This window comes from Myxococcus sp. AM011, from assembly GCF_013372595.1.
In the GTDB taxonomy this organism is placed as follows: domain Bacteria; phylum Myxococcota; class Myxococcia; order Myxococcales; family Myxococcaceae; genus Myxococcus; species Myxococcus eversor.
In genome coordinates this window covers 1-4,943 of record NZ_JABXEM010000449.1, presented here as the reverse complement: position 1 = coordinate 4,943, position 4,943 = coordinate 1, and the positions used below count along the sequence as shown (strand labels likewise).

The following is a 4,943-nucleotide window of genomic DNA, read 5'->3' as shown; positions in this document are numbered from 1 at the left end:
GCCCCGGAGCCCGTGGCCGAAGCCCCAGCCCAGCCACCAGCGCCCGTCGTCACCACGGCGCAGGTCGACGTGAGCCAGGAGGCCATCGACGTCACCGTCGAGGGCGAGTCCGTGGCCAACCGCAAGCGTCGCTCCGCCGAGGCGGTGAAGGTCATCGAGACGGAGAACCTCCAGCGCGAGGCCGTGGACATGGGCCAGGCGCTGGCGCGCACCGAGGGCGTAGGCGTGCGCCGCGCGGGAGGCCTGGGCAGCCGGGCGCGCTTCTCCCTGGCCGGACTCGCGGATGACCAGGTCCGCTTCTTCATCGACGGCGTGCCGCTGGAGCTGGCCGGTTACGGCCCGGACTTCGCGAACGTCCCCGTCAACCTCGTGCAGCGCATGGAGGTGTATCAGGGCGTGGTGCCGGTGCGCTTCGGCGCGGACGCGCTGGGCGGCGCGGTGCAGATCGTCACCACCGAGAACCTCCTGGGCAGCCGCGCCTCCGCGTCCTACGAGATTGGCTCGTTCGAGACCCACCGCATCGCCGCGAGCGCGCAGCATGTCGCCAGCGCCTCTGGCCTGTTCGCCCGCGCCAGCGGCTTCTTCGACTCCAGCCCCAATGACTACCGCGTCGACGTCCGGGTGGAGAACAGTTCGGGCCAGCTCAGCGACGCGCGGCTGCCGCGCTTCAACGATGCGTTCCGCGCGGGCGGCGGCGGTGTGGAGGTCGGCTTCCTGGACAAGCCCTGGGCCCGCCGCCTCGTCCTCCGTGGCTTCGCCTCGGCGTCCACCCAGGAGATTCAACACGACACGACGATGAAGGTGCCCTACGGCGAGGTCGACTCGGGCAACCGGTCCGGCGGCGCCACGCTCCGCTTCGAGCACACCTATGGCAACGGCCTCATCGCCGATGCCGTCGGCGGCTATGTCTTCCGACAGGCGCGGCTGAGCGACCTGGGCCGCTGCGCCTACGACTGGTTCGGCCGGTGCATCACCGAGCTGCCGCAGGCCGGAGAGATGGAGAGCCGCGCCGTCGACCGGCACGTGGGGCAGCACACGGGCTTCGCGCGCATCAACCTGGGCTGGAGCCTCACCCCCAACCAGATGCTGCGGCTCGCGGTGTCGCCGACCTGGGTGAGGCGCACGGGCGAGGACCGCGCCCTCCGGAGCACGGGAGGCGTGGACCCGCTCAGCGCCCGCCGTGGCCTCTACACCCAGGTGACCGGGTTGGAGCACGAGCTGGATGCGCTCGACGAGCGGCTGGAGAACATCGCCTTCGTGAAGAGCTACGTGCAGCTCGCCCGCGCGGAGCGGCTGCTGCCCGACAACAGCTTCATGGCCGTGGACCGGGACACCTTCACCTTCGGCATCGGTGACGCGCTCCGCTACCGGCTGTCGTCCCTGTTCACCGCCAAGGCCTCGTACGAGTGGGCCACGCGCCTGCCCCGTCCCGACGAGCTGTTCGGCGACGGCATCCTCATCGACGCGAACCTCGAGCTGGAGCCGGAGACCAGCCACAACGTCAACCTGGAGCTGGCGTTCGACTCGCGGGAGACGCGGCACGGCGCGTTCCGCGGCGGCGTCATGGGCTTCGCGCGACTGGCGGACCAGCTCATCATCCCCCAGGGGCGGGAGGGCTACTTCACGTACCAGAACGTCTTCGCGGCGCGCAGCCTGGGCGCCACCGGCGCGGCCGGGTGGACGTCTCCGGCCCAGTACCTCTCGCTGGACGGCAACCTCACCTGGCAGGACGTCCGCAATGTCTCCAGCGAGGGCGCCTTCGGACTCTTCGAGGGGCAGCGCCTCCCCAACCGGCCTCACCTGCTGGCCAACGGCAGCGCCCGGTTCCAGTTGAGCGGCGTGGCCTCGTCTCGCGACGAGCTGTCGCTGACCTGGCACACCCGGTACATCCACGCGTTCTACCGGGGCTGGGAGAAGCTGGGCAGCCAGGCCTCGAAGCAGGACATCGACGCGCAGCTCCTGCACTCGCTGGCCCTCACCTACGTCACCCGGACCGCGCGCGCGACCTTCAGCTGGACGGTCGACGTGCAGAACCTGACCGACGCCACCGCCATGGACTTCATGGGCGTGCAGCGTCCCGGCCGAAGTGTCTCCGCCAAGGTGGTCGCGGAGCTCTGAGTCATCAACACGCAGTCGCAGTCATCTTTCTCCGAAAGGCATTCACCCATGAAGATTCGCTCGTTCTTCCCCCTGTCGCGCATCACCGCCGCGGCGCTCGCGCTGTCGCTGTTCGCGGGCTGCAACGATGACGACGACGACAAGGATCCGGATCCGACGCCCGGCACCGGCCCCATCTACGCCGCCATCACCCAGGTGAGCGCCGACAACGAGTCGCTGAGCTATGTCGTCCTGACCGACAAGGTCGACGCCACCACGCCCCTGTCGCTCGAGAACGCCATCGAGGTCCCGGGCCGCGCGCTGGGCTCGGGCATCGCGAAGAATGGCCTGCTGTACGTGAGCAGCAGCGAGGGCGCCGTCGTCACGCGCTACAAGCTGACGGCGAACGGCACGCTGGAGAAGGACAAGGACTCGCAGGGCCGCGACGCCGAGGTCAGCTTCCAGGGAAGCGGCGTCAGCTCCATCGGTGAGTACCAGCACCAGTTCCAGTACGTGTCGGAGACGAAGGCGTATTACGTCGACGGCCGCTCGGGGAAGGTCATCGTCTGGAACCCCACCGCGATGACGGTCACCAAGGCCATCACCCTGGAAGGCCTGGCCGTCGAGGGCGCGCTGAGCACCTTCGCGTCGGCGCCGGTGCGCGTGGGCGGCAAGATCATCATCCCCATCGGCTGGCGCCCGAGCGCGAGCATCGGCATCACCAAGCAGGCCGGCGTCATCGTGGTGGACACGGCGGCGGACACGGCGAAGATCGTGACGGACGACCGCTGCGGCTATGTGCGTGACGGCGTCGTCGGTCCGGATGGCCTCGTCTACCTGGCCACCGAGGCGTACGGCGCGGCCGTGTATCGCACGGCGGGCCCGGAGACCACGCCGGTGCCCTGCCTGCTGCGCTTCAACACGCAGACCGAGAAGTATGACACGGACTTCTTCCGCGAGCTGGGAGACCTGACCAACGGCAACGCCACGGGCTCCCTGCTGCGCGGCCCCAACGGCACCGCGTACCTGCGCGTCCTGGACGAGACGTCCTACACCGTCGTCCCTGGCACGCACCCCCGCGCCGTGGCCAGCGCGTCCGCGTGGCGCTTCTGGCAGCTGAACCTCAGCACCTTCGTGGCCACGCAGATCACCACCATCCCCGCGTCCACGGGCAGCACGTTCCTGTATGACGTGACGGACAGCCGCACGCTCTTCACGGAGTTCACGAACAACTCCTCCGTGACGAACTTCCGCGACCTGACCAGCCAGAACGGCGCGGTCGCCTTCAGCACGCAGGGCCTGGTCTTCTCCTTCCTGCAGCTGCGCTAGTCCCCTTCATTCTTCCGGGGCGCCGGGTGCGGAAGATCGCATCCGGCGTCATGGAAGCCGGCTTCAACGCAACCCGAAACACCCGACGCTGCGATGACGAGCGGTCATCCCGACGACGCCTGAGAGACCGACCATGCACATCGTGGAAATCGTCAAGGATGTCTTCGTGCAGTGGGGTGCCAACTGGGTGCTCTGGCTGCTGTTCGCCCTGTCGCTGGTGAGCATTGGCATCATCATCGAGCGGTGGATTGTCTTCCGCAGCAAGCAGGACCTGGTGCGCGAACTGTCCGGCGCGCTGGAGGAGACGCTGGCGAGCGGCGACTTCCCCTCCGCCATCTCCAAGCTGGAGAAGCGCACGTCCGTGGGCGCCACGGTGGCCCGCGCTGGACTCCGGCTGGCGCCGCAGGGAATGACGGCGGCGGAGAAGGGCATGCAGAGCGCGCTCGCGATTGAGCGCTCCACGTTGGAGAACCGGCTGGCCTTCCTGGGCACGCTGGGCAACAACGCGCCCTTCATCGGGCTGTTCGGCACCGTCATCGGTGTGCTCCTGGCCTTCGAGGCGCTGAGCGAGACGACGGCCGGCGCGGTGGTGGGCAAGACGAGCCAGGTCGCCTCCAACGCGGTGATGGGCAGCATCGCCGAGGCGCTGGTCGCCACGGCCGTGGGCATCGGCGTGGCCCTGCCCGCGGTGGCCGCCTACAACTACTTCCAGCGGCGCATCGCGAGCATCCTGTCGGACGCCGAGGCCCTCACCAACCTGGTGCTGGCCTATGTCTCCGCCCGTGAGCGGGCGATGGCGCGCTCCTCCACCGGAGGCGCCTGAACATGGCGGGCGGAACACAGCCCCGCGGCGGCCTGATTGAAGGCATCAACGTCACGCCGCTCGTGGACATCATGCTGGTGCTGCTCATCATCTTCATGGTGACCGCCCGGCTGGTGGACAGCCCCGCCGTGCCCCTGGATCTGCCCAAGGCCTCGCAGAGCGAGGACGTGCAGACGGTGTTCGCCGTCTCCATCACCGCCACGGGCCAGCTCCTGGTCAACGGCGAGGGAATCACGGAGGCCGCGCTGCGAGACAGCGCGAGGCGCGCGCTGGCGAAGGACCCCGAGCTGCGCGCGGTCATCCAGGCGGATGGCGCCGTGCCGCACCGGCAGGTCATCGCCGTGTTGGACCAGCTCAAGGAAGCCGGGCTCACGAAGGTGGCCTTCGGCACCGTGCGTCCCGCCGAGCCGGCGACGCCCGAGACTCCCGCGACGACGGAGGACGGGCGTGTCATCCCCTGACCCCACGTCGCGCCCCGCCGCGAGCATCGCGAGCATCATCCTGGGCCCGCCGCCTCCCCGGCGGCGCACCGGGTTGCTCTGGGCCATGGTGGCCACCGCGTCGTTGCACGGCGTCGCGGGCGTGCTCGCGTACCAGGCCTGGCGCAAGGGCGAGTCCCCGGTGCCCAAGGTCGCCCAGAAGAAGCAGACGGTTCAAATCGACCACGTGGTGGACCTGAAGCCTCCCCCACTCC

Annotated in this window: 4 protein-coding genes and 1 pseudogene; all 5 read left to right on the top strand. The window is 69.4% G+C overall.

Annotated features, from left to right (window positions below; all coding sequences use genetic code 11):
* On the top strand, nt 1–2,118 hold a 2,118-nt coding region (gene mxcH, locus HUW62_RS45790; RefSeq protein WP_176438026.1), incomplete at its 5' end, for a TonB-dependent siderophore myxochelin receptor MxcH.
* Nucleotides 2,119–2,166: 48 nt separating this feature from the next.
* Nucleotides 2,167–3,426 carry a hypothetical protein gene (locus HUW62_RS45785; protein ID WP_176438025.1) on the top strand — a complete coding sequence of 420 codons (1,260 nt, stop codon included), beginning with the start codon at nt 2,167–2,169 and terminating at the stop codon, nt 3,424–3,426.
* A 133-nt stretch (nt 3,427–3,559) separates the two neighbouring features.
* A complete protein-coding gene (locus tag HUW62_RS45780; protein ID WP_163870857.1) occupies nt 3,560–4,249 on the top strand; it encodes a MotA/TolQ/ExbB proton channel family protein in 690 nt (229 codons plus the stop codon).
* Between the two features lie 2 nt (nt 4,250–4,251).
* Complete coding sequence (locus tag HUW62_RS45775; protein ID WP_163870856.1) at nt 4,252–4,710, top strand: biopolymer transporter ExbD; 459 nt, start codon at nt 4,252–4,254, stop codon at nt 4,708–4,710.
* Nucleotides 4,697–4,943 (top strand): annotated as a pseudogene (locus HUW62_RS45770) (ferric siderophore ABC transporter substrate-binding protein); the annotation flags it as partial. The gene HUW62_RS45775 and the pseudogene HUW62_RS45770, both read left to right, overlap by 14 nt.

Bases quoted from the DNA above. Each gene is read 5' to 3' on its own strand.
- HUW62_RS45785 (WP_176438025.1), top strand. From the start codon at position 2,167: ATGAAGATTCGCTCGTTCTTCCCCCTGTCGCGCATCACCGCCGCGGCG.
- HUW62_RS45780 (WP_163870857.1), top strand. From the start codon at position 3,560: ATGCACATCGTGGAAATCGTCAAGGATGTCTTCGTGCAGTGGGGTGCC.
- HUW62_RS45775 (WP_163870856.1), top strand. From the start codon at position 4,252: ATGGCGGGCGGAACACAGCCCCGCGGCGGCCTGATTGAAGGCATCAAC.